The following is a 21895-nucleotide window of genomic DNA, read 5'->3' as shown; positions in this document are numbered from 1 at the left end:
GTTCGCTTGATGCGAACGATAGGAATGGGGGCTCCCGTGCACGACGGACCGCTGACCGGCCTGCGCGTCATCGACGCCTCGACGATCCTGGCCGGACCGCTGTGCTGCCAGATCCTCGGCGACTACGGCGCCGACGTCATCAAGGTCGAACACCCCGTCGCCGGCGACAGCATGCGCGGACACGGCCACGCCAAGGACGGCGTACCGCTGTGGTGGAAGGAGATCTCCCGCAACAAGCGCACCCTCGGGCTCAAGCTGTCCACCCCGGAGGGCGCCGACCTGCTGCGCCGCCTCGCCGCCACCGCCGACGTGCTGGTGGAGAACTTCCGACCCGGCACCCTGGAACGGTGGGGGATCGGCCCCGACACACTCCTGGAGATCAACCCGGCGCTGGTCGTCGTCCGCATCTCCGGCTTCGGCCAACGCGGCCCCTACGCGCACCGGCCCGGCTTCGGCACCCTCGCCGAGGCGATGAGCGGCTTCGCCCACCTCACCGGCGACGAGAACGGCCCACCCACCCTGCCCGCGTTCGGCCTGGCCGACAGCATCTGCGGCATCGCCGCCTCCTCCGCCACCATGGTCGCGCTCTGGGCCCGCCAACAGAACGGCGGCAAAGGCCAGGTCGTCGACCTCAGCCTGCTCGAACCGATCATGATGGCCGTCGGTCCCGGACCCACCGTCTACGACCAGCTCGGCATCATCGGCCACCGGCACGGCAACCGCTCCACCAACAACTCGCCCCGCAACACCTACCGCACCCGCGACGGCTCCTGGGTGGCGATCTCCACCAGCGCCCAGTCCATCGCCGAACGGGTGCTGCGCCTCGTCGGACACCCCGAGGTCATCGACGAACCGTGGTTCGCCTCCGGACGCCAACGCGCCGAACACGCCGACCTGCTCGACTCCTACGTCGGCGGCTGGATCGCCGAGCGCACCCGCGACGAGGTCATGCGGGCCTTCGACGAGGCCGGCGCCGCCGTCGCGCCCGTCTACGACGCCCGCGACATCGTCACCGACGACCACGTCCGCGCCGCCGAGATGGTCGTCGACGTCCCCGACCCCGACTTCGGTCAGGTCCTGATGCACAACGTCCTGTGGCGGATGTCCGAGACCCCCGGCCGGATCCGCTTCACCGGCCGGGCCCTCGGCGCCGACACCGACGATCTCCTCGTCAACGAACTCGGCTGCACCCCCGACACCGTCGCCGACCTGCGCGACCGGGAGATCGTGGCCTGACGGCCACCACCACGAAGGTAAGGATTGCCGTGACCACCATGAGCACCACCACCAACCCGGCGAGCGGAACCCAGGCGCTGCTGGCCGCCGTCGCCGCCGGCACCCGGGTGTACGACCTGGGCCGTCGCCTGAGCATCGGCATGCCCCAGTCGCCCAACCACCCGCCGTTCTGGCACGCCCTGCCACGCCGGCACGGCGACGCGGTCCGCGTCGACGGCGGCTCCGCCGCCAACGACATCATCACCATGGGCACCCACGTCGGCACCCACATCGACGCCTTCTCGCACGTCTCCCAGGACGGCCGGCTGTTCGACGGCTCCGACGCCGCCGCCGCCGGACGCGGCGGACGCTTCGCCGACCTGGGCGCACACACCATCGCCCCGATGGTGCGCCGTGGAGTGCTGCTCGACGTGCCGGCCGCGCTGGGCACCCCGCAGGGCTGCGCCGCCGGCTACGAGATCACCCCGCAGGACCTGACCCGCACCGCCGAGCAGCAGGGCACCCCGCTGCGCCCCGGCGACGTGGCACTGATCCGCAGCGGCTGGGGCCGACTGTTCAGCGACGACGACCGCACCCGTTTCGTCGGCCACGACAGCGGCGTACCCGGCGTCGGCGAGGCCGGCGCCACCTGGCTGGCCGACCAGGGCATCCACGCCGTCGGCGCGGACACCATCGCCTTCGAGTGCCTGCGCCCCGGCGCCGGCCACAGCGTCCTGCCCGCGCACCGGGTGCTGCTGGTCGAACGCGGCGTCTACATCATCGAGACCATGGCGCTGGAGGAACTGGCCGCCGCCGGAGTGCACGAGTTCCTGTTCGTGCTCTCGCCACTGGCCATCTTCGGCGCCACCGGCTCGCCCGTACGCCCGCTGGCGGTGGTCGTCGATGCCTGACCAGACCCTCGCCCGGCAACTCGCCGCGTTCGCCGCCCACACCCGCACCACACCCCTGCCCGCACCGGTCGTCACCAGCGTGCGCCAGCGGGTCCTGGACATCCTCGGCCTGTGCGTCGCCGCGCACCGGCTCCCCACCAGCCACGCCGCCCTCGACCACGTCGCCGAACAGGGGGGACACCCCCAGGCGTACGTCGTCGGCCTACCCGAGGCGGTACCCGCCGCGCAGGCCGCGTTCGGCAACGGCGTCCTGGCCCACTCGCTGGACTACGACGACACCCACCTACCCTCGGTGCTGCACCCCAGCGCCGCCGTGGTGCCGGCCGCCCTGGCCGCCGCGCAGGCCGCCGGCGCCGACGGCGCCGCCCTCACCACCGCCGTCGCGGTCGGCATCGAGGTCACCGTCCGCCTCGGCATGGCCGGCTACGACCCGGAACTGAACAACTCGGTCTTCTTCGAACACGGCCAGCACGCCACCTCCATCTGCGGGGCGATGGGCGCCGCCGTGGCCGCCGGCATGCTCGTCGGCCTCGACGAGGACGGCCTGCTGGACGTGCTCGGCGTGACCGCGTCGATGGCCGCCGGAGTGATCGAGGCCAACCGCACCGGCGGCACCGTCAAACGGCTGCACTGCGGATGGGCCGCACACAGCGCCGTCACCGCCGCCGACCTGGTCCGACGCGGCTTCACCGGACCACCCACCGTGCTGGAGGGCCGGTTCGGGTTCTTCACCGCCTTCCTGCGCGGCGAAGCCGACCACGCCCAGGTCACCGACGGACTCGGTGAACGCTGGGCGGTGCCGGACATCTTCTTCAAGCCCTACCCGGCCAACCACTTCACCCACGCCGCCATCGACGCCGGACTGGCGCTGCGCGCCCAGGACGTGCCGCTGGACCGCATCGACCACATCGAACTGCGGGTACCCGCCGCCGTGATCCGCACCATCGGGCAGCCCATCGACACCAAACGCACCCCGGACACCGGCTACCAGGCCCAGTTCAGCGGCCCGTACGCGGTGGTCGCCGGCCTCTTCGGCGGCGGCGGCCTGGGCCTCGGGCTCGGTGACTTCACCGACGACCTGGCCCGCGACCCGGCCCGCCGGGCCCTGATGGCCCGCGTCGACGTGGTCGCCGACGACGAGTGCACCAAGATCTTCCCCTACCAGTTCCCGGCCGTCGTGACCGTCCGCACCGACGACGGCCGGACCTGGCGCGAGGAGGTCCTGACCAACCGGGGCGGCCCACAACGACCGCTGTCCGACGCGGAACTGGCCATGAAGTTCCGCGACAACGTCGCCGGTCGCCTCGACCCGGACACCACCGACCAGGTGGTGGCCGCCGTCGCCGGCCTCGCCGACGTCACCGACGTGGCCGACCTGCTGCGCCCACTGACCCGGCTGCGCACCGCCACCGACTGACCCGCCCGCGACCCGTCGCCCGCCGACCATCAGGAGCACATCATGCAACCCTTCGATCTCGTAGTGCGCAACGTCCGCGTGGTACGACACGACCAGGCGGAGCCGACGGCGCTGGACATCGGCGTACGCGACGGCCGGGTGGCCCACCTCGCCCCGCACATCGACACCACCGAGGCGACCACGGTCGTCGACGGCGGCGGCAAGCTCGCCTTCCCCGGCGTCGTCGACGCCCACCAGCACTGGGGCATCTACCACCCGCTGGCCGAGGACACCGCCACCGAGAGCCGCGCCTGCGCGCAGGGCGGCGTCACCTCCGCCATCAACTACATCCGCACCGGCCAGTACTACCTCAACCGGGGCGGACCGTACGGCGAGTTCTTCCCCGAGGTCCGCGCCGCCACCGACGACCGCTCCTGGGTCGACTACGCCTTCCACGTGGCGCCGATGACCGCCGAACACATCGACGAGATCACCGACCTGGTCCGCGACCACGGCGTCACCTCGTTCAAGATCTTCATGTTCTACGGCGGCCACGGCCTGCACGGACGCTCCGCCGACCAGAGCTCGTTCCTGATGATCCCGCCCGACGCCCGCTACGACTACGCGCACTTCGAGTTCGTCATGCGCGGCGTGCAGGCCGCCCGCGAACAGTTCCCCGAACTGGCCGACGAGATCTCCCTGTCCCTGCACTGCGAGACCGCCGAGATCATGTCCGCGTACACCCGGATGGTCGAGCAGGACGGCACCCTGACCGGCCTCGCCGCGTACAGCGCCTCCCGCCCACCGCACTCCGAGGGCCTGGCGGTCAGCATCGCCGCCTACCTCGCCCACGAGACCGGCCTACCCACCATCAACCTGCTGCACCTCTCCTCGGCCAAGGCCGTCGACGCGGCGATCCGCATGGCCCAGGCGTTCCCGCACGTCGACTTCCGCCGCGAGGTCACCATCGGTCACCTGCTGGCCGACATCGACACCGCCTACGGCCTCGGCGGCAAAGTCAACCCGCCGCTGCGTCCCCGCGAGGACGTCGAGGCGCTCTGGGCACACCTGCTCGACGGCCAACTCGACTGGGTCGTCAGCGACCACGCCTGCTGCCGCGCCGAGGTCAAGTTCGGCGAACCCGACGACGACATCTTCGTCGCCAAATCCGGCTTCGGCGGCGCCGAATACCTGCTGCCCGGCCTGATCAGCGAAGGCACCAAACGCGGCCTGTCCTACGCCCGCGTCGCCGAACTGACCTCGTGGGCGCCGGCCCGCCGCTTCGGCCTGGCCACCAAGGGCGCCATCGCCGAGGGCCTGGACGCCGACTTCTGCCTGGTCGACGCCGAACACACCTGGACCGTCCGCGCCGACGAGTCACTGTCCGCGCAGGACTACACCCCGTTCGAGGGCATGGAACTGACCGCCCGCGTCACCGACACCTTCCTGCGCGGCGACCAGATCCTGCGCGACGGCACCGTGGTCGGGCAGCCACGCGGCCGCTACCTGTCCCGCCCGACCCGCCCGTGACCGCCGTCGGCACGTCCCCCGCGATCGCCCGCAGCTACCTGTACGTGCCGGGGGACCAGCCCGACAAGCTGACCCGGGCCGCGACACGCGGCGCCGACGCCTGCATCCTCGACCTGGAGGACGCGGTCGCACCCGCCCACAAGAGCACCGCCCGGGACACCGTCGCGACGTTCCTCACCGACGCACCCGCCGGCCCCCAATGGTGGGTACGCGTCAACGCCGACACCCCCGCCGCCGACATCGGCGCGGTGGCCGGGGTACACCTCACCGGCATCGTGGTGCCCAAGGCCGACGTCGACCTGCTGACCGAGGTGGACGCGCTGCTCGGCGACGCCGAACACGCCCACCGCCTGCCAGCCGGTTCGCTGGTCGTCTTCGCCCTGCTGGAAACCGCCGGGGGAGTGTGGCGGGCCGACGCGGTGGCCGCCGCCCGCCGGGTGGTCCGGCTCGGTCTCGGCGAGGCAGACCTCGCCGCCGAACTGCGCCTGCAACCCGGACCGGACAAGGCCGAGCTGTGGCCGATGCGGTCCCGTCTGGTGCTCGCCGGCGCCGCCGCCGGCCTCGCCCCGCCCGTCGGCCCCACCGAGACCGCCCTACGCGACCCGGACCGCCTCGAACAGAGCAGCCGGCTGCTGCTGCGGCAGGGCTTCCGGGGCCGCACCGCCATCCACCCCGCCCAGGTGGCGGTCGTCAACCGGGTCTTCGCACCGACCGACGAGGAGGTGGCCGCCGCCCGCGACGTCGTCGACCGGCTGGCCGCCGCCGAACGCGACGGCTCCGGCGTGACGGTCACCGCCGACGGGCGGCTCGTCGACGCGGCCGTCGCGCGCAGCGCCCGCGAGATCCTCGACCGCGCCGCCGCAGGCGGATAACCCTGCGCCATGCCCCGGGGTGCGCGACGCCCCGGGGCCGAACCCTGCCATCAACAACCCCATGAGCACCCGCGCCTCGACCAGCCCACCGAACCCGACCCGCCCACCGACCGACCCCGCCCACCTCACCGCGCCGACTCCCGCAACGCCACCAGACCCGCCGCCAACCGCCGCACCTCCGCCGCGTCCAGCCCCACCACCGACCCACTCCACGGCAACTCCGCCCGCACCGCCTCCGCCGACGACCCCGCACCCAACAGACCACCCACCAACGCCGCCACCGTGTCCGTGTCCCCACCACCGCGCACCGCCGCCACCAACCCACCCCGCACCGAATCCGCGCCCCGCACACAGTGCAGCACCGCCGCGACCGTCTCCGCCGCGTCCAGCCCGACCCCCGACGGCGGGGGAGACCACCCACCCGCCGCCACCGCACCCACCAACCCGGCCAACCGTGGCGCGTCCCCACACACCGGCCGCGCCGCCTCCACCCACTCCACCGCCCGCGCCACCACCACCGCCATCGGCGCACCCGCCACCGACCACGACGCACACCCGGCCATCACCACCGCCGACGCCAACGCCTCCGGCGCCCGATGCGTCGCCCGCGTCACCTCCACCGTCCGCGCCACCAGCAGATCCACCCGCTCCGGCGGCACCGACCACCCCACCGGCAACGCCCGCATCGGCGCGCCGTTCGTGCCACCCTCCCGATCGGCGGGCACCGCCCCGGTCGCCCGGAACGCCGCCAGCGCCGCCCGCGTCGACGGCCCCGCACCCGGCACCGGCGGATCCTGCGCCGCCATCCGCGACAGGAACGTCACCGCGTCCACGGCACCGCCACCGTCCACCAGACACCGCGCCACGAGCAGCGTCAACGCCGTGTCGTCCGAGGTCGCCCCGGCCGCCCACCGGTCACTGGCCCGAGGCGTCTCGATCACCTCGTCACCGTCCCGCGTCGGCGGACGCCCCTCGTACGGCACCCCCAACGCGTCCCCACAGGCGTACGCCGTCAGCGCCCCCGCCACCCGCCGCACCGCCACCCCATCCACGACACTCGACACACCCGCAGCCTAGGCGCACCGAACGAGGGGAGTGGTCGACTACTGAGCGTGACCGGAGCGAGCGAGGCGGAATCCCACGTCGTCGATCGCGTAGCTGGGGTGGCTGCGCCGCCGCACCGACGCCCGGCAACTCCACTTCTCGTCGAACCAGCCGCCGCCCCGCAACACCCGGTAGGTGCCGTACACCTCGGGGTCGTACACGTCCCAGCACCAGTCCCAGACGTTGCCCAACATGTCGAACAGACCCCAGGCGTTGGGCCGCCTACCGCCCACGTCGCGCAGCCGTTCACCGGAGTTGCCGCGATACCAGGCGATCTCGTCCAGCGGCCCGTAGCGAGGACCAGCGGTGCCGGCCCGGCAGGCATGCTCCCACTCGGCCTCGGTGGGCAGCCGGTACCCGTCGGCCCCGGAGTCCCACTCGACGTCCTCACCGTCGACCCGGTACGCCGGCCGCAGCCCGTCGGCCTCGGACAGGGCGTTGCAGAACCGCACCGTGTCCCACCAGGACACCGTCTCGATCGGACGACGGCGCTCGTCGGCCGCACAGGGGACACCGACGACCGCGGCGTACCGGGCCCGGGTCACCGGATACGCGGCGAGGCGGTACGGCCCGACGTCGACCGGCCAGCTGCGCTGCGTACGCCGGTCCGTCAGCACCACACGTCCCGCCGGAACGTTCACCATCACGCTGTCGGAGTCCACGAGGAGCAGATGCTACCGATCCAGGCCCACCATCGGTCCTTCCGGCCGGTCAGCCTACGTTCGATAATTGACATTATGTAAAGCTGACGTTCCGACGCGCCCCCCGAGAGGGGGCACCACCACAGCCCGGGATGTAAGGAAGGGTCCCCTGCTATACACCAGGCGTTAGCAAGGGACCCTTCCTTGCATCCCGGCGCGGTGCGGTTCGTCGACGATCATTCAGCCGGCGGTGCACGCCGACCGGTCGGTGCCGGTCGCTCGCAGCCGACACCGACCGGCACGTCCGGGCGGCCCCGCCCCTATCGCGCGCGCCACGTCGCCGCCGCCTGGGAACCCGTCAATCCAGGCGCAGCCGAGGAACCAGCCCCGTGGCGCCCTTTCCCGACGCCCGGCACGGCTCGCGCCGGAAACCGCCCCCGCTCCCCTGGGTCGGCCATGAACCCGAAAATCATGCATAATATCCCTTATGCATGACAAAAGGGGTGAAGCGGTCCAGGTGCTGATCGAGGAGTTCCTGACGTCGCGGGCGACGCGCAAGCCCTCCCCGCACACGCAGGCGGCGTACCGGCGGGATCTGGTCGCGGTGGCCGCTCTCGCGGCGGAGCTGGCCACCCCTCCCCTCCCCCTCGACGCCCTGTCGATCGAGGCGCTCTCCCCCAGGCTGATGCGGGCGGCGTTCGCCCGCTTCGCCGCCGACCGGGCCGCCGCCTCGGTCGGTCGTGCCTGGTCGACCTGGAACGGCTTCTTCTCGTTCCTGGTGGCCGAGCAGGTGGTGGCCGGCAATCCGATGCCGGCCGTGGGTCGGCCCCGGGCGCCGCTGCCGGTGCCGAAGCCGCTGCGGGGTGAGGACACTCCCGAGCGGCTGCTCGCGGCGGCGGCGCAGGCGCGAGGTCGGCAGCGCGATCCGTGGCCGGAGCGGGACGTGGCGGTGTTGGCGCTGGCGTTGTGTGCCGGGCTGCGGTTGTCGGAGCTGCTGGCGTTGCGGGTCGGTTCGCTGGCGGGTCGGCCGGGTGAGCGCCGGCTGGAGGTGGCCGGTAAGGGTGGGCGGCCTCGGGTGTTGCCGGTGGAGCCGGATCTGGACGCGCTGCTGGCGGACTATCTGGACAGTCGGGTGCGGCGGTTCGGTGCGCGGTCGGTGCGGCCGGGGTCGCCGCTGCTGGTGGATCGGGAGGGTGAGGCGTTGCGGCGGGGTGGTCTGCAGTATCTGGTGGAGTCCTGTTACCGGCGTGCGGGGATCGGTGACCGGGTGCCGCGTGGGGCGCGGTTGCACGCGTTGCGGCACACGTTCGCGACGCGGTTGGCCGAGGACGGGGCGGGTGCGGCGGAGATCATGCGGTTGTTGGGGCATGCGTCGTTGGCGTCGTCGCAGACGTACATCGAGGTGACGTCGGGGCAGCAGCGGGAGGCGGCGCGGGTGAATCGCACGTACCGGGCGTTGGTGGGGTTGGTGCGGTCTCAGGCGGGGTGAGCGTCGAGGACTGCCGGGAGGACGGCGGCGATGGCGGCGGTGGGGTCGAAGTCGGGGTCGGGGTTGGCGAGTTGGTTGTTGAGGAGGCCGTCGAGGAGGGCGAGCAGGAGCCGTAGGGCGGTGGTGGGGTGGCGGGCGCCGAGTGCGGCGAGCAGGGGTGTGGCCCAGGCGGCGAGGTCGTGTTGGCGTTGGGCGATCTGGTGTTGCAGGGCGGGGTGGTGGGCGGCTTCGGCGAAGATCGCGAGGCGGGCGAGGGTGAGGGCGCGGTGGGTGGTGGTGAGGCCGTGGGCGAGGGCGCCGAGGGCGGTGGTGAAGGTGTCGGGGTCGATGTGGTCGAGGGTGCCGGCGAGGTGGTTCCAGCCGGTGGTTTCGAGGTCGAGGATGCGGGTGAGGACGCCGGCGATGAGGGCTTCGCGGGTGCGGTAGCGGTTGGAGGTGGAGCCGGTGGGGAGTTCGGCCTGGTCGTCGACGGCGCGGTGGGTGAGATGGCGGGGGCCGCGGGTGCCGAGGACGGCGATGGCGGCGTCGAGGAGGCGTTGTTGGCGGGCGTCCACGGAGGTGAGACTACAGCAGTAGTGGCTGCGACTACATCTGTAGTACGGTCGGGTGATGCGAGGATCAGCGGCTGTCATCGGAGGCGGCGTGGGTGGGCTGGCGGTGGCGGTGGGACTGCTGCGCGCCGGGTGGAAGGTGACGGTGTTCGAGCGGGCGGCGGGGCTGCCCGGGACGGGTACCGGGTTGGGGATCTGGCCGTCGGCGTTGCGGGCGTTGGATCGGCTCGGTGTGGGTGCGCTCGCGCGGGAACGGGGTCGGGAGCAGCCGGACGGGGCGATGCGTCGCCCGGACGGGACGGTGATCGCCCGGTTGGACGTGGGGCGGATCCGTCGGCGGCACGGTGAGGGGGTGCTGCTGCTGTCCCGGCCGGCGTTGCTGGGTCTGTTGGCGGAGGCGTTGCCGGCGGGCACGGTGCGTTTCGGGGCGCCGGTGGCGGGTCCGGCGGAGCTGGGTGACGGGTACGACGTGGTGGTGGGCGCGGACGGGATCCGCAGCGCGACCCGGGTGGCGATGTTCGGTGATCGGTTCCCGCTGCGGTACTCGGGGGTGACGGCGTGGCGTGGCACGGTGCCGTTGGAGGTGGCCTCCGGTGGGGAGACGTGGGGTCCGGGGCGCAAGTTCGGGGTGACGCCGCAGGGTCCCGGGGTGGCGAACTGGTACGCGGCGGTGGCGGCGCCGGAGGGTTTCCGGCCGCCGGAGGGTGATCTGGCGGCGTTGCGGGGGTGGTTCGGTGACTGGCACGACCCGGTGCCGGCGGTGCTGGATCGCGTCGACGTGGCCGGGATGTTGCATCACGACGTGCACTATCTGTCGCCGGTGCCGACGTACGTGCGGGGGCGGTGGGTGTTGCTGGGCGACGCGGCGCACGCGATGACGCCGGATCTGGGGCAGGGTGCCTGTCAGGCGTTGATCGACGCGGTGGCGTTGTCGGAGGCGTTGGAGGTGGAGTCGGACGTGTCGGCGGCGTTGGCCCGCTACGACGGGGTGCGGCGGGTGCCGACGCAGCGGATGGCGGCGATGGCGGTGCGGGCGGGACGGTTGGCGCAGGTGCGGCGGTTCACCGGGGTGCGGGACGTGGCGTTGCGGTGGGCGTTGGCGTTCGGTCCCCCGGGCTGACGGTGGTGGTCGCGGCGTCGGGTGTGGAAGGCTGCGGGTGACGCGACTGGCGGCACCGGGGATGGATCGGACCATCGGGGAGCTCGTCGTGGGGGTCGTCCGCCTGGGCCTCCACGATCGAGGTGAGCCATGTCCACGACGTCGACGACGGCCCGGTTGTTGCCTGGTGGGCCGGTGGCGGAGCAGGTTCTGGTCGAGGTGGCCGAGGGTGTGGCGGCGTTGCGGGCGGCCGGGGTGACTCCGGCGTTGGCGACGGTGCTGGTGGGTGACGACGAGGCGAGCGCCGGCTACATCCGGATCAAGCAGCGGCAGGCGGCGGAGTTGGGCTTCGCGTCGCCGCACGTGCGGTTGCCGGGGTCGGCGTCGCAGGCGGATCTGCATGCGGTGGTGGCGGATCTGAACGCGGACCGGGGTGTGCACGGGGTGGTGGTGCAGCATCCGGTGCCGGGTGGGTTGGACTACGACCGGGCGTTGCAGGTGCTGGACCCGGCGAAGGACGTGGACGGGATGCATCCGGTGAACGTGGGGCGGTTGGCGCTCGGGCTGCCGGGGCCGGTGCCGTGTACGCCGGCGGGTGTGGAGGCGTTGTTGGCGTTCCACGGGGTGCCGGTGGCGGGTCGGGAGGTGGTGGTGTTGGGGCGCGGGGCGACGTTGGGGCGTCCGTTGGCGCTGTTGTTGGCGCAGAAGCGGCCGACGGCGAACGCGGCGGTGACGGTGGTGCACACGGGGGTGCCGGACTGGCCTCGGTATACGCGGCGGGCGGAGATCCTGGTGGCGGCGGCGGGGGTGCCGGGGATCGTGCGGCCGGATCATGTGCGGCCGGGTGCGGTGGTGGTGGGTGGTGGGGTGCGGTATGCGGGGCGCCGGTTGTTGCCGGATGTGGATCCGTCGTGTGGGCGGGTGGCGGGGGCGATCACGCCGCGGGTCGGTGGGGTGGGTCCGGTGACGGTGGCGATGCTGTTCCGTAACGCGGTGCGGGCGGCGGCGAGGTCAGCCGAGGTCGACCAGGAGGGGTCGGTGGTCGGAGATGGTGGCCAGCGGGGTCCGCACGGCGGTGACCGGTGGTAGGCGGTGCAGGTCCTGTCGGTCGGCGAGGATGTGGTCGAGTTGGACGCGGGGTTGCCCGGCGGGGTAGGTGGGGCGGCGGCCCAGGGGGTGCCAGCGGGACACCAGGCGGGTGGCCCAGGTGGGCAGGTTGAGGTCGCCGAGCAGGATGCGGGGTGCGGGCAGGGCGCGTAGGACGCGGACGGCCTGGCGGAGTTGGCGGATGTTCCAGCCGGGCACGAAGGACAGGTGGGTGGCGGCGACGGTGAGGGGCCCGTGCGGGGTGTCCAGGACGGCGGCGAGGACGACGCGGGGTTCGTCGTGCAGCAGGATGAGGCCGCCGCGGGGGCCGGGTGCGTAGACCGGGGACCGTACGGGTGCCGGGCGTAGGCGGGTGACGTGCCAGCTGCTGACGGGGTGGCGGGAGATCAGGCCGACGCCGTAGCAGGGTTCGCCGTGGCCGTCGTCGTCGTGGGTGAGGGGGCGGAACGCTTCGCCGGGGGTGCCGACGACGGCGGCGGCGAAGCGGTGTTCGGTGGCGCCGAGGGCCTGGGCGGCGATGGCGGTGAGGTCGTGGTTGCCGCTGCGGGACTGGTCGCGGTCGACTTCCTGGAGGGCGAGGACGTCGGCGTCGAGGGCGGTGACGGCGGCGGCGAGGCGGGCGGGGTCGACGAGGCCGTCGGTCAGGGACCGGCCGTGCAGCAGGTTGAACGTGGCCAGGCGCACCGTGTCACCTTATCGACGCCGTGGCACAGTTGCCCGATGCTGCGGGTGTTGTTCTGTTCGGTGCTGGTGTTCGTGGCGGTGGGTGCGGTCGGGGTGTGGTTGCGGCGGCGTCGGGGCCGGTGAGGCTGGCCACAGGTGGCGGCGTCGGTCGTCTCGGGGTGGGAAGAATGCCGCCGTGGATCTGGATCCGTCGACTGTCGCGCTGCTGCTGACCGCTGCCGTGTTGGCCGGTTGGGTGGACGCGGTGGTGGGTGGCGGCGGGTTGTTGTTGTTGCCGGCGTTGTTGGTGGCGGCGCCGGGGATGCCGCCGGCGACGGCGTTGGGCACGAACAAGTTGGCGGCGATCGCGGGGACGTCGGCGGCGGCGGTGACGTATGCGCGGCGTACTCGTGTCGACTGGGCGGTGGTGGGGCCGGCGGCGGGTCTGGCGGTGTTGTGCGCGGGGGTGGGTGCGGCGTTGGCGGGGGCGGTGCCGCCGTCGGCGTACCGGCCGGTGGTGTTGGTGGTGTTGGTGGCGGTGGCGGTGTTCGTGGTGGCGCGGCCGAGGTTGGGGGTGTCGGCGTCGCCGGGGCGGCGTACCCGGGTGCGGGTCGTGGTGGCGGTGCTGGTGGCGGGGGTGGGTATCGCGTTGTACGACGGGTTGATCGGGCCGGGTACGGGCACGTTCCTGGTGGTGGCGTTCACGGCCCTGGTGGGGGCGGATTTTCTGCACGGGTCGGCGATGGCGAAGGTGGTGAACGCGGGGACGAACGCGGGGGCGTTGGCGGTGTTCGCGGTGACGGGGCATGTGTGGTGGCTGTTGGGTGCGGCGATGGCGGTGTGCAACGTCGTGGGCGCGATGGTGGGTGCGCGGATGGCGTTGCGGCGGGGTGCGGGGTTCGTGCGGGGGGTGTTGTTGCTGGTGGTGGTGGCGTTGGTGGCGAAGTTGGGCTACGACCAGTGGCGGGCGGGGTGAGCGGCGCGACGCGGCGCGTGTGATCATCGGCGGGTGTCGGTGCGCGCGGAACACGACCGGGCCGTCCTGGCGGGTCTGTTGGGGCGGGATCCTCGGCTGCACGCGTACGAGTTGGGTGATCTGGACGATTTCTTCTGGCCGTACACGTCGTGGTTTCGGCGTGGGGACGCGGTGGTGTTGCTGTATCACGGTGCGGTGTCGCCGACGTTGGTGGCGTTGACGCGGCCGGGCGGGGTGGCGGCGGTGTCGGCGTTGCTGGGTGAGGTGGTGCCGGTGTTGCCGGCCCGGTTGGAGGCGCACCTGTCCCCCGGTGTGGAGGTGGCGTTGGCGGGGGCGTTCGAGGTGACGTCGTCGGGGACGCATCTGAAGATGGCGTGGACGGATCCTTCACGCGCGGTGGGGGTGTCGCCGGCGGGGGTGGTGTTGGGGCGGGCGGATCTGCCTCGGCTGCGGGAGTTGTACGCGGTCGCGTATCCGGGGAACTGGTTCGACGCGCGGATGGTGGACACCGGCCGGTACGTGGGGGTCAGTGACGGTGAGCTGTTGGTGGCGGTGGCGGGGGTGCATGTCTTCTCCCCCACGTATCGGGTCGCGGCGATCGGGAACGTGACGACGCGGCCGGGGTGGCGGGGTCGGGGGTTGGCGGCGGCGGTGGTGACGCGGCTGTGCGAGGTGTTACGGGCCGACGTGGACCATGTGACGTTGAACGTGAAGGCCGACAACGGGGCGGCGGTGCGGTTGTACGGGCGGTTGGGGTTCACCCGGGTGGCCGAGTACGGCGAGTTCCGGCTGCGCGCCGGTGGCCGCTGATTGTCGGTGGCGGTGGTGCCCGGTGGCCGGGATGATGACGCGCGTGTCTCAGGTGATTCTGCGTACCGCGCGGTTGGTGTTGGCGCCGTTGGCGGATGTGCATCTGCCTGATGAGGTGGCGTTGGACGCCGACGCGGAGGTGATGCGGTTCCTGGGGCCGGTGCGGTCGGCGGCGGAGGTGGCGCGGTGGCACCGGGAGCGGTTGGCGGTGGCGCGGCGGTCGCCGGGGTTGGGGTTCTGGGCGGGGTCGGTGGACGGTGAGTTCGTCGGGTGGTGGCTGTTGGAGCCGCCGTCGCGGGCCGATCAGGGGCCGGTGGTGGGTCAGGCCGAGTTGGGGTATCGGTTGGCGCGGCGGTTCTGGCGTCGGGGTCTGGCGTCGGAGGGGGCCCGGGAGTTGATTCGGTACGGTTTCGCCGACCTGGGGTTGTCGCGGATCTTCGCCGAGACGATGGCGGTCAACGTGGGGTCGCGGGCGACGATGGCGGCGGTGGGGATGCGTCACGTGCGGACGTTGCACCTGCCGTGGCCGGATCCGTTGCCGGGGGCGCAGGCCGGTGAGGTGGAGTATGCGATCACCCGGGACGAGTGGGTGGCGGGTGGGTCAGGCGCGGCGGGGTGAGTCGAAGCGGCCGGCGCGGATCTCCCGCAGGGCGCGGCGGCGGACGTCGCCGCGCAGGGTGTCGACGTAGAGGCGGCCGGCGAGGTGGTCGGTCTCGTGTTGCAGGGCGCGGGCGAGGAATCCGCTGCCGGCGATGGTGAGGGGTTCGCCGTGCTGGTCGTAGCCGTGTGCGGTGGCGTGCAGGGCGCGGGGGGTCGGGAAGTACAGGCCGGGGATGGACAGGCAGCCCTCGTCGTCGTCCTGTAGGTCGTCGGAGAGTTCGAGGGTGGGGTTGATCATGTGGCCGCGGTGGCCGTCGGCGTCGTAGACGAACACCTGGGCGTTGACGCCGATCTGGGGTGCGGCGACGCCGGCGCGGCCGGGTGCGCCGAGCAGGGTGTCCATCAGGTCGGTGACCAGGGCGCGTAGGTCGGCGTCGAAGCTGGTGACGGGTTCGCTGGGGGTGCGTAGCACCGGGTCGCCGATGATTCGGATGTCCCGCATGGTCATGTCGGCAAGGTTATCGGTCGGTGGTGCCGGTGGTGGGGCGGCCGGGGCGGTCGGGGCGGGGCGGGTCGAGGGTGGCGCGGACCGGGGCGGTCTTGGCGGCGGCTTCGGCGACTTCGGCGTGCGGGTCGCTGTCCCAGGTGATGCCGCCGCCGGCCCAGACGTGCAGGGCGTGGCGGTCGGTGGCGGCGGTGCGGATGGTCAGGCCGAGGTCGAGGTGGTCGGGGCCGATCCAGCCGAGGGCGCCCATGCCGGCGCCGCGGCCGACGGGTTCGAGGGCGGCGATGTGGTGCAGGGCGGCGAGTTTGGGGGCGCCGGTGACGGAGCCGCCGGGGCAGACGGCGCGGAGCAGGTCGGCCAGGCCGAGTCCGTCGGAGACGTCGGCGCGGACGGTGGATTCGGCCTGCCACAGGTCGCACCAGCGGCGTACGGCGAACAGGTCGTCGACGCGGACGGTGCCGGTGCGGGCGACGCGGGCCAGGTCGTTGCGTTCCAGGTCGACGATCATGATGTGTTCGGCGCGTTCCTTGGCGGAGGTGAGCAGGTCGGCGCGGCCGGCGGCGGTGGCGGGGCGGGTGCCTTTGATGGGGCGGGTGGTCAGGGTGCCGGCGCGGACCTCGACGAGGGTTTCGGGGCTGGCGCAGCCGATGGCCCAGCCGTCGCCGGTGAGGACGCCGCCGTAGCGGGCGCCGGGGAGGCGGCCGAGGCGGGCCAGGGCGGGCCGGGGGTCGCCGCGGTAGGGGGCGGCGGCGTGGCCGACGACGTTGACCTGGTAGACGTCGCCGTGGCCGATGGCGGTGCGGACGGCGCGGACGGCGTCGGCGTGTTCCTCGGGGGTCCAGCTCTCGGTCCACGGGCCGCGCCACCACGTCCCGCTGGTGGTGGGGGTGGTGGGGGTGTCGGTGTGGCCGTAGACGACGACGGCGATCTCGGGCAGGTCGGCGGGGTTGGCGGCGCCGGGGGTGCCGCCGGCGAGCAGGGCGCCGGCGGCGGCGGAGACGTAGAGGGCGGCGCCGCAGACGGGGTCGTCGGGGTGGTGGGGGCGGGTGGGGCGGGCCAGGTCGTGTCGGGGCAGGCCGTGGGCGGCGAGGAAGTCCTCGACGGCGGTGGCGGGGTCGCCGCCGTCGGTGGGGTGCCACTGCCAGCGGGCGCGTTCGACGCGGCGGCCCCGGCAGGGTGGGGGCGCGGCCGGGGGGTCGTACGGTGACGGATCGACCACCGTCCGTGGGAGCGCTTCCACGACGTCTGGTTGGTGGTGGCTCATCCGTTCAGCGGATTTCCCACGGACCACGCACACTTCCGCTCGATGCACCATGCGTTTGCTTGGTACTGTGCGTCACTGGTCATGTGAACCATGACACAGTGCCCCCACAGTCCGGAGAACCCGATGTGCCAGCACCAACCCACCTGTCCCTCCGCCGAAGCCACCGACCGGGAAGCTGCCAAGGTCATCGCCTGCTTCCGTGAACAGGGCTGGAGCCTGCTCTGCAACGGCGTCATCGTTTTCGAGGACACCGGCGAGCTGCTGCCCGACGGCAGCAGCATCGCACCGCACCGCGGCCCCGCCCGACACGCCCTCGCCGCCTGACCTGGTCACGATCCGTCACGACTCTTCCCGCGTCGACCCAGGCTAGTCCCCACCAGGGGGGCCGTCACGACCAGGTCGACGCGACGCCGGGGCGGCAGCGACCGCCCCGGCGCGGCTGCCGTCAGCTCTCGTACGCCTGCGGCGACGGACACGAGCAGACCAGATTCCGGTCGCCGTACCCGCCGTCGACCCGACGCACCGGCGGCCAGTACTTCCCCGCCCGGTCCACGCCGCCCGGGTAGCCGGCCACCGACCTCGGGTACGCGTGCGGCCACTCGTCACCGGCCACCATCGCCGCCGTGTGCGGCGCGTTCGCCAGGGGGTTGTCCCCGGCCGGCCAGCGTCCCGCCGCCACCTCGTCGATCTCCGCCCGGATGGCGATCATCGCGTCGCAGAACCGGTCCAGCTCGGCCAGGTCCTCGCTCTCGGTCGGCTCCACCATCAGCGTCCCCGCCACCGGGAACGACATCGTCGGCGCGTGGAACCCGTAGTCGATCAAACGCTTGGCCACGTCGTCGACACTCACACCGGTCGTCTTCGTCAACGGCCGCAGGTCCAGGATGCACTCGTGGGCCACCAGGCCCTTGTTGCCCGCGTACAGCACCGGGAAGTGCTCCCGCAGCCGCGCCGCCACGTAGTTGGCCGCCAGCACCGCCACCCCGGTGGCGCGGGCCAGCCCGTCGGCACCCATCATCCGCAGGTACACCCACGGGATCGGCAGGATGCCCGCCGACCCGTACCGGGCCGCCGAGATCGCCGGCCGCCCGTCCACCGGCGCGCCACCGGGGTCACCGGGCAGGAACGGCGCCAGGTGCGCGCGCACCGCCACCGGACCCACCCCGGGGCCACCGCCGCCGTGCGGGATGCAGAACGTCTTGTGCAGGTTCAGGTGCGACACGTCGGCCCCGAACCGGCCCGGCTTGGCGAACCCGACCAGCGCGTTGAGGTTCGCGCCGTCGACGTACACCTGACCGCCGGCGTCGTGCACCTTCGCGCACAGCGACGCGATGCCCGTCTCGTACACGCCGTGCGTCGACGGGTACGTCACCATGATCGCCGCCAGGGCGTCCCGGTGCCGGTCGATCTTGGCGTCCAGGTCGACCGGGTCGACGTTGCCGTCGTCGTCGCAGCCGACCACCACCACCCGCATCCCGGCCATCACCGCGCTCGCGGCGTTCGTGCCGTGCGCCGACGACGGGATCAGACACACGTCCCGGTGCCCCTCACCCCGGTCACGGTGGTACGCGCGGATCGCCAGCAACCCGGCCAATTCCCCCTGCGACCCGGCGTTGGGCTGCACACTGACCGCGTCGTAGCCGGTCACCTCGGCCAGCCACCCCTCCAACTGGCCGATCATCTCCCGGTAGCCGGCGGTCTGCTCCGCCGGGGCGAACGGGTGGATGTGGGCGAACTCCGCCCAGCTCACCGGCTCCATCTCGGTGGTGGCGTTGAGTTTCATCGTGCACGACCCCAGCGGGATCATGCCCCGGTCCAGCGCGTAGTCGAAGTCGGCCAGCCGCCGCAGGTACCGCAGCATCGCCGTCTCCGAGTGGTGCGACCGGAACACCGGGTGGGTGAGGACCTCGTCGGTCCGCCGCAACGCGTCCGGTAGCGCCGCCGTCACCGCGCCGTCGACACCGTCGACGCCGAACGCCGCCCACACCGCCGCCACGTGCTCCCGCGTGGTGGTCTCGTCGCACGAGATCCCCACCCGGTCGTCGTCGACCAGCCGCAGGTTCACCCCGCGCGCCGCCGCGTCGGCCACCACCTGAGCGGCGCGCCCCGGCACCGTCGCCGTGACCGTGTCGAAGAACGGCACGTCGGCCACGTCCACGCCACCGGCCCGCAGGCCCGCGGCCAGCCGCACCGCCGTCTCGTGGGTGCGCGTCGCGATCGCCCGCAACCCGTCCGGACCGTGGTAGACGGCGTACATGCCGGCCATCACCGCCAGCAGCACCTGCGCGGTGCAGATGTTGCTGGTCGCCTTCTCCCGCCGGATGTGCTGCTCACGGGTCTGCAACGCCAGCCGGTACGCCGGGTCGCCGGCGGTGTCGCGGGACACCCCGACCAGCCGGCCGGGCAGCATCCGCTCCAACCCGGCCCGCACCGCCAGGTAGCCGGCGTGCGGCCCCCCGAAACCCATCGGCACCCCGAACCGTTGGGTGGTGCCGGCGGCGATGTCCGCGCCGATCTGCCCCGGCGACCGCAGCAGCGTCAACGCCAGCAGGTCCGCCGCCACCGTCACCAACGCGCCGACCTCGTGCGCCGCCGCCACCAGCGGCGCCTGGTCGTGGACCGCCCCGGACGCCCCCGGGTACTGCAGGTGCAGGCCGAAGAACTCCGCCGGCAACTCCTGCACGGTCAGGTCCAGCACCCGCACCTCGATGCCGAGCGGCTCGGCCCGACCGGCGATCACCGCGATGGTCTGCGGCAGGGCGTCGGCGTCGACCACGTACACCGGGCTGCTGCTCTTCGACGCCCGCCGCGCCAACGTCATCGCCTCGGCCGCGGCGGTACCCTCGTCGAGCATCGACGCGTTCGCGGTCGCCAGACCGGTCAGGTCCGACACCATGGTCTGGAAGTTCAGCAGCGCCTCCAACCGGCCTTGGCTGATCTCCGGCTGGTACGGCGTGTACGCCGTGTACCAGGCCGGGTTCTCCAGCACGTTACGGCGGATCACCGCCGGGGTGTACGTGCCGTGGTAGCCGAGGCCGATCATCGACACGGCGACGGTGTTGCGGGCGGCGAGGGCCCGCAACTCGGTCAGGGTCTCGTGCTCACCGGTGGGCTCCGGCAGGTCCAGGCGACCGTGCCAGCGGATCACCTCGGGGATCGCCGCGTCCATCAGCTCGTCGATCGAGGCGTACCCGACCGTGGCCAACATCCGGCGTTCGTCGTCCGGGCCGGGACCGATGTGACGGTCGGCGAACTCTGAGGTCATGAGGGGCGCTCCTGCGGGGCGGGGTCGACAGGTCGGCCCTCCCCCTCTGTCACACCCACGGGCGCTCCACAGTGCCTGACCCACGCGGTCCTTTTGCCTGAGAGGTTCCGGGGAGGATTTGCCCCTTCGGCGCCGCCCCGGCTGCCGCCAGGCGGTCTCTCCCACGCGGGTGCTACCGGCACGATCAACGCTACCAGCGTCCCCGACGGCCCACACCGAAGCCCCGGCCCCCTGCTCAGGAGGCGACGGTCACCACCGGATCCGCGCCGGCCGGGCAGAGCCGGTCGGCCAGCGCCGGCACCAGACGGCCCAGCGGGGCGTCGACGCGCAGCCGCGCGTACCCGTCACCGCGCGTGGCCCCCTGGTTGACGATCACCACCGGCACGTCCTGCCGGGCCGCCGCCGACACGAACCGCCGCCCCGACATCACCGTCAGCGACGACCCCAGCACCAGCAGCAGCCGCGCCTGCCGCACCATCGCGTAACACCGCGCCACCCGGGGCGCCGGCACCGTCTCGCCGAAGAACACCACGTCCGGTTTGAGCATCCCGCCGCACGCCCCGCAGTCGACCACCCGGAACCCGGCCACCTGGTCGTCGTCGAGATCCACGTCACCGTCCGGGTTGATCGCGACGGCTTGCGCGTCGAACCCCGGGTTGGCCCGCCGCAGCCGCCCGTCCAGGTCCTCCCGCGTCGTCCGCCGACCGCAGCCCAGACACACCACCTCGTCGAGGCGGCCGTGCAACTCCACCACCCCGGCGCTGCCGGCGGCCGTGTGCAGCCCGTCCACGTTCTGCGTGATGATCCCCGTCACCACACCGGCCCGCTGCAACCGGGCCACCGCCCGATGCCCGTCGTTGGGGTCCGCCCGCGCGATCCACCGCCACCCCAGGTGGCTGCGCGCCCAGTAGCGGCGACGGGCCGCCACGTCACCGGTGAACGTCTGGTACGTCATGGGGGTGTGCCGGCGCGCCACCCCGCTGGGCCCCCGATAGTCGGGGATACCCGACTCGGTGGACAGGCCGGCGCCGCTGAGCACCACCACCGCACCGCCGGCGGCCAAACCCGCCACCTGCTCGATCACGTCCTCCACCCGCACCATGCTGCCCCAACCGGCGGCCCGTCGGCGAGCCAGCGGCGGCAGGGCCACACCCCGGGCGGATAGATTCGTCCCATGCGTGTCGTCATCGCCGGAGGCCACGGCAAGATCGCCCGACTGTTGCACCGCGAACTCGCCGCCCGCGGCGACGTCCCCGTCGGCCTCGTCCGCAACCCCGACCACCGCGCCGCGCTGCGCGCCGACGGCGCCGTGCCCGTCCTGGCCGACCTGGAACACGTCACCGCAGGCGACCTCGCCGCGCACCTCACCGACGCCGACGCGGTCGTCTTCGCCGCCGGCGCCGGACCGGGCAGCGGCACCGCCCGCAAGGACACCGTCGACCGGGCCGCCGCCGCGCTGCTCGCCGACGCCGCCCAAACCGCCGCAGTACGCCGCTACCTGCTCGTCTCCTCGATGGGCGTGGACACCGACCCGCCCGCCGACACCGACGAGGTGTTCGTCGCCTACCTGCGGGCCAAGAAGGCCGCCGAGGACGACCTGACCCGCCGGGACCTCGACTGGACCGTGCTGCGCCCCGGCCGCCTCACCGACGACCCGCCCACCGGCCACGTGACCCTCGACCGCCAGGTGCCCCGGGGCCCGATCAGCCGCGCCGACGTCGCCGCCGTCCTCGTCGCCCTGCTCGACGCCCCCGCGACCGCCGGCCTCACCCTGGAGACCGTCGCCGGCCCCACCCCGATCACCGCCGCGGTGGCCGCCCACGGCGGCACCTGAAGTGCGGCGCCGGTAGCGGCGGACGCGACAACCCCGCACCGGCCCGACCGGCCGCCCCGCAGC

21 protein-coding genes and 2 riboswitches are annotated in these 21895 nt (G+C 73.2%); of the genes, 13 read left to right on the top strand and 8 right to left on the bottom strand.

Annotation, left to right across the window (positions count from 1 at the left end; translation table 11 throughout):
- The first annotated feature begins 9 nt into the window (after positions 1 to 9).
- Genes ABZ738_RS14835 through ABZ738_RS14815 form a run of 5 tightly spaced genes read left to right on the top strand, consistent with a single transcriptional unit; the run spans position 10 to position 5924 of the window.
- The gene (locus ABZ738_RS14835) at positions 10 to 1236 is read left to right on the top strand and encodes a CoA transferase (RefSeq protein WP_357213483.1); all 1227 of its coding nucleotides are present in this window, start codon (positions 10 to 12) and stop codon (positions 1234 to 1236) included.
- A gap of 38 nt (positions 1237 to 1274) precedes the next feature.
- Entirely contained in the window at positions 1275 to 2126 is an 852-nt protein-coding gene (locus tag ABZ738_RS14830; RefSeq protein WP_357213858.1) for a cyclase family protein, read from the top strand.
- Entirely contained in the window at positions 2119 to 3543 is a 1425-nt protein-coding gene (locus ABZ738_RS14825; RefSeq protein ID WP_357213480.1) for an MmgE/PrpD family protein, read from the top strand. The genes ABZ738_RS14830 and ABZ738_RS14825 overlap by 8 nt, the downstream gene beginning before the upstream one ends.
- Before the next feature lie 42 nt (positions 3544 to 3585).
- On the top strand, positions 3586 to 5052 hold the full coding sequence (locus ABZ738_RS14820; protein WP_357213477.1) for a dihydroorotase family protein: 1467 nt from the start codon (positions 3586 to 3588) through the stop codon (positions 5050 to 5052).
- On the top strand, positions 5049 to 5924 hold the full coding sequence (locus ABZ738_RS14815) for a CoA ester lyase (RefSeq protein ID WP_357213474.1): 876 nt from the start codon (positions 5049 to 5051) through the stop codon (positions 5922 to 5924). Before ABZ738_RS14820 ends, ABZ738_RS14815 begins: the two co-directional genes overlap by 4 nt.
- 125 nt (positions 5925 to 6049) lie before the next feature.
- Here ABZ738_RS14815 and ABZ738_RS14810 read toward each other — a convergent pair whose 3' ends face one another.
- Positions 6050 to 6988: an ADP-ribosylglycohydrolase family protein gene (locus ABZ738_RS14810; protein ID WP_357213471.1), complete on the bottom strand. Its 939-nt coding sequence runs from the start codon at positions 6986 to 6988 to the stop codon at positions 6050 to 6052.
- 39 nt (positions 6989 to 7027) lie between these two features.
- The gene (locus ABZ738_RS14805) at positions 7028 to 7672 is read right to left on the bottom strand and encodes a formylglycine-generating enzyme family protein (RefSeq protein ID WP_357213855.1); all 645 of its coding nucleotides are present in this window, start codon (positions 7670 to 7672) and stop codon (positions 7028 to 7030) included.
- 484 nt (positions 7673 to 8156) lie between these two features.
- On the opposite strand from ABZ738_RS14805, the gene ABZ738_RS14800 reads away from it, so the two are divergent.
- Entirely contained in the window at positions 8157 to 9158 is a 1002-nt protein-coding gene (locus tag ABZ738_RS14800) for a tyrosine-type recombinase/integrase (RefSeq protein ID WP_357213468.1), read from the top strand.
- Here ABZ738_RS14800 and ABZ738_RS14795 read toward each other — a convergent pair.
- Positions 9146 to 9712, bottom strand: a complete 567-nt coding sequence (locus ABZ738_RS14795; RefSeq protein ID WP_357213465.1) for a TetR family transcriptional regulator — start codon at positions 9710 to 9712, stop codon at positions 9146 to 9148. The genes ABZ738_RS14800 and ABZ738_RS14795 overlap by 13 nt on opposite strands.
- A gap of 55 nt (positions 9713 to 9767) precedes the next feature.
- Here ABZ738_RS14795 and ABZ738_RS14790 point away from each other — a divergent pair, with 55 nt between their 5' ends.
- Entirely contained in the window at positions 9768 to 10829 is a 1062-nt protein-coding gene (locus ABZ738_RS14790) for an FAD-dependent monooxygenase (RefSeq protein WP_357213462.1), read from the top strand.
- Between the two features lie 32 nt (positions 10830 to 10861).
- Positions 10862 to 10945: riboswitch (ZMP/ZTP riboswitch) on the top strand.
- Positions 10946 to 10958: 13 nt separating this feature from the next.
- The gene (locus ABZ738_RS14785; RefSeq protein WP_357213459.1) at positions 10959 to 11897 is read left to right on the top strand and encodes a tetrahydrofolate dehydrogenase/cyclohydrolase catalytic domain-containing protein; all 939 of its coding nucleotides are present in this window, start codon (positions 10959 to 10961) and stop codon (positions 11895 to 11897) included.
- On the opposite strand, the gene ABZ738_RS14780 is transcribed toward ABZ738_RS14785, so the two are convergent.
- The gene (locus ABZ738_RS14780) at positions 11820 to 12599 is read right to left on the bottom strand and encodes an endonuclease/exonuclease/phosphatase family protein (RefSeq protein WP_131054958.1); all 780 of its coding nucleotides are present in this window, start codon (positions 12597 to 12599) and stop codon (positions 11820 to 11822) included. The genes ABZ738_RS14785 and ABZ738_RS14780 overlap by 78 nt on opposite strands.
- 175 nt (positions 12600 to 12774) lie before the next feature.
- On the opposite strand from ABZ738_RS14780, the gene ABZ738_RS14775 reads away from it, so the two are divergent.
- Genes ABZ738_RS14775 through ABZ738_RS14765 form a run of 3 tightly spaced genes read left to right on the top strand, consistent with a single transcriptional unit; the run spans position 12775 to position 14983 of the window.
- Positions 12775 to 13554, top strand: a complete 780-nt coding sequence (locus tag ABZ738_RS14775; RefSeq protein WP_275540808.1) for a TSUP family transporter — start codon at positions 12775 to 12777, stop codon at positions 13552 to 13554.
- A 33-nt stretch (positions 13555 to 13587) separates the two neighbouring features.
- Positions 13588 to 14364 (top strand): GNAT family N-acetyltransferase, encoded by a 777-nt coding sequence (locus ABZ738_RS14770; RefSeq protein ID WP_131054959.1) that lies wholly within the window; start codon positions 13588 to 13590, stop codon positions 14362 to 14364.
- A 34-nt stretch (positions 14365 to 14398) separates the two neighbouring features.
- Positions 14399 to 14983 (top strand): GNAT family N-acetyltransferase, encoded by a 585-nt coding sequence (locus tag ABZ738_RS14765; RefSeq protein WP_357213852.1) that lies wholly within the window; start codon positions 14399 to 14401, stop codon positions 14981 to 14983.
- Here the strand turns inward: ABZ738_RS14765 and def are convergent.
- Both def and ABZ738_RS14755 read right to left on the bottom strand, forming a co-directional pair.
- On the bottom strand, positions 14966 to 15472 hold the full coding sequence (gene def / locus ABZ738_RS14760) for a peptide deformylase (protein ID WP_131054961.1): 507 nt from the start codon (positions 15470 to 15472) through the stop codon (positions 14966 to 14968). The two genes, ABZ738_RS14765 and def, sit on opposite strands and share 18 nt — an antisense overlap.
- 10 nt (positions 15473 to 15482) lie before the next feature.
- Complete coding sequence (locus tag ABZ738_RS14755) at positions 15483 to 16760, bottom strand: chorismate-binding protein (RefSeq protein ID WP_357213454.1); 1278 nt, start codon at positions 16758 to 16760, stop codon at positions 15483 to 15485.
- Positions 16761 to 16856: 96 nt separating this feature from the next.
- On the opposite strand from ABZ738_RS14755, the gene ABZ738_RS14750 reads away from it, so the two are divergent.
- Positions 16857 to 17057: a DUF5999 family protein gene (locus ABZ738_RS14750; protein WP_131057861.1), complete on the top strand. Its 201-nt coding sequence runs from the start codon at positions 16857 to 16859 to the stop codon at positions 17055 to 17057.
- 121 nt (positions 17058 to 17178) lie between these two features.
- Here ABZ738_RS14750 and gcvP read toward each other — a convergent pair whose 3' ends face one another.
- Both gcvP and ABZ738_RS14740 read right to left on the bottom strand, forming a co-directional pair.
- Positions 17179 to 19998: an aminomethyl-transferring glycine dehydrogenase gene (gene gcvP / locus ABZ738_RS14745; RefSeq protein WP_357213451.1), complete on the bottom strand. Its 2820-nt coding sequence runs from the start codon at positions 19996 to 19998 to the stop codon at positions 17179 to 17181.
- Between the two features lie 75 nt (positions 19999 to 20073).
- A riboswitch (glycine riboswitch) is annotated at positions 20074 to 20172 on the bottom strand.
- 61 nt (positions 20173 to 20233) lie between these two features.
- The gene (locus tag ABZ738_RS14740) at positions 20234 to 21100 is read right to left on the bottom strand and encodes an NAD-dependent protein deacetylase (RefSeq protein ID WP_131057137.1); all 867 of its coding nucleotides are present in this window, start codon (positions 21098 to 21100) and stop codon (positions 20234 to 20236) included.
- A gap of 72 nt (positions 21101 to 21172) precedes the next feature.
- On the opposite strand from ABZ738_RS14740, the gene ABZ738_RS14735 reads away from it, so the two are divergent.
- Complete coding sequence (locus ABZ738_RS14735; protein WP_357213448.1) at positions 21173 to 21832, top strand: SDR family oxidoreductase; 660 nt, start codon at positions 21173 to 21175, stop codon at positions 21830 to 21832.
- The last annotated feature ends 63 nt before the right edge of the window (positions 21833 to 21895 follow it).

It is taken from the genome of Micromonospora sp. NPDC047793, from assembly GCF_040642635.1.
Taxonomy (GTDB): Bacteria; Actinomycetota; Actinomycetes; order Mycobacteriales; family Micromonosporaceae; genus Micromonospora.
The sequence above is the reverse complement of the archived record's forward strand: the minus strand, read 5'-3'. Positions and strand labels throughout refer to the sequence as shown.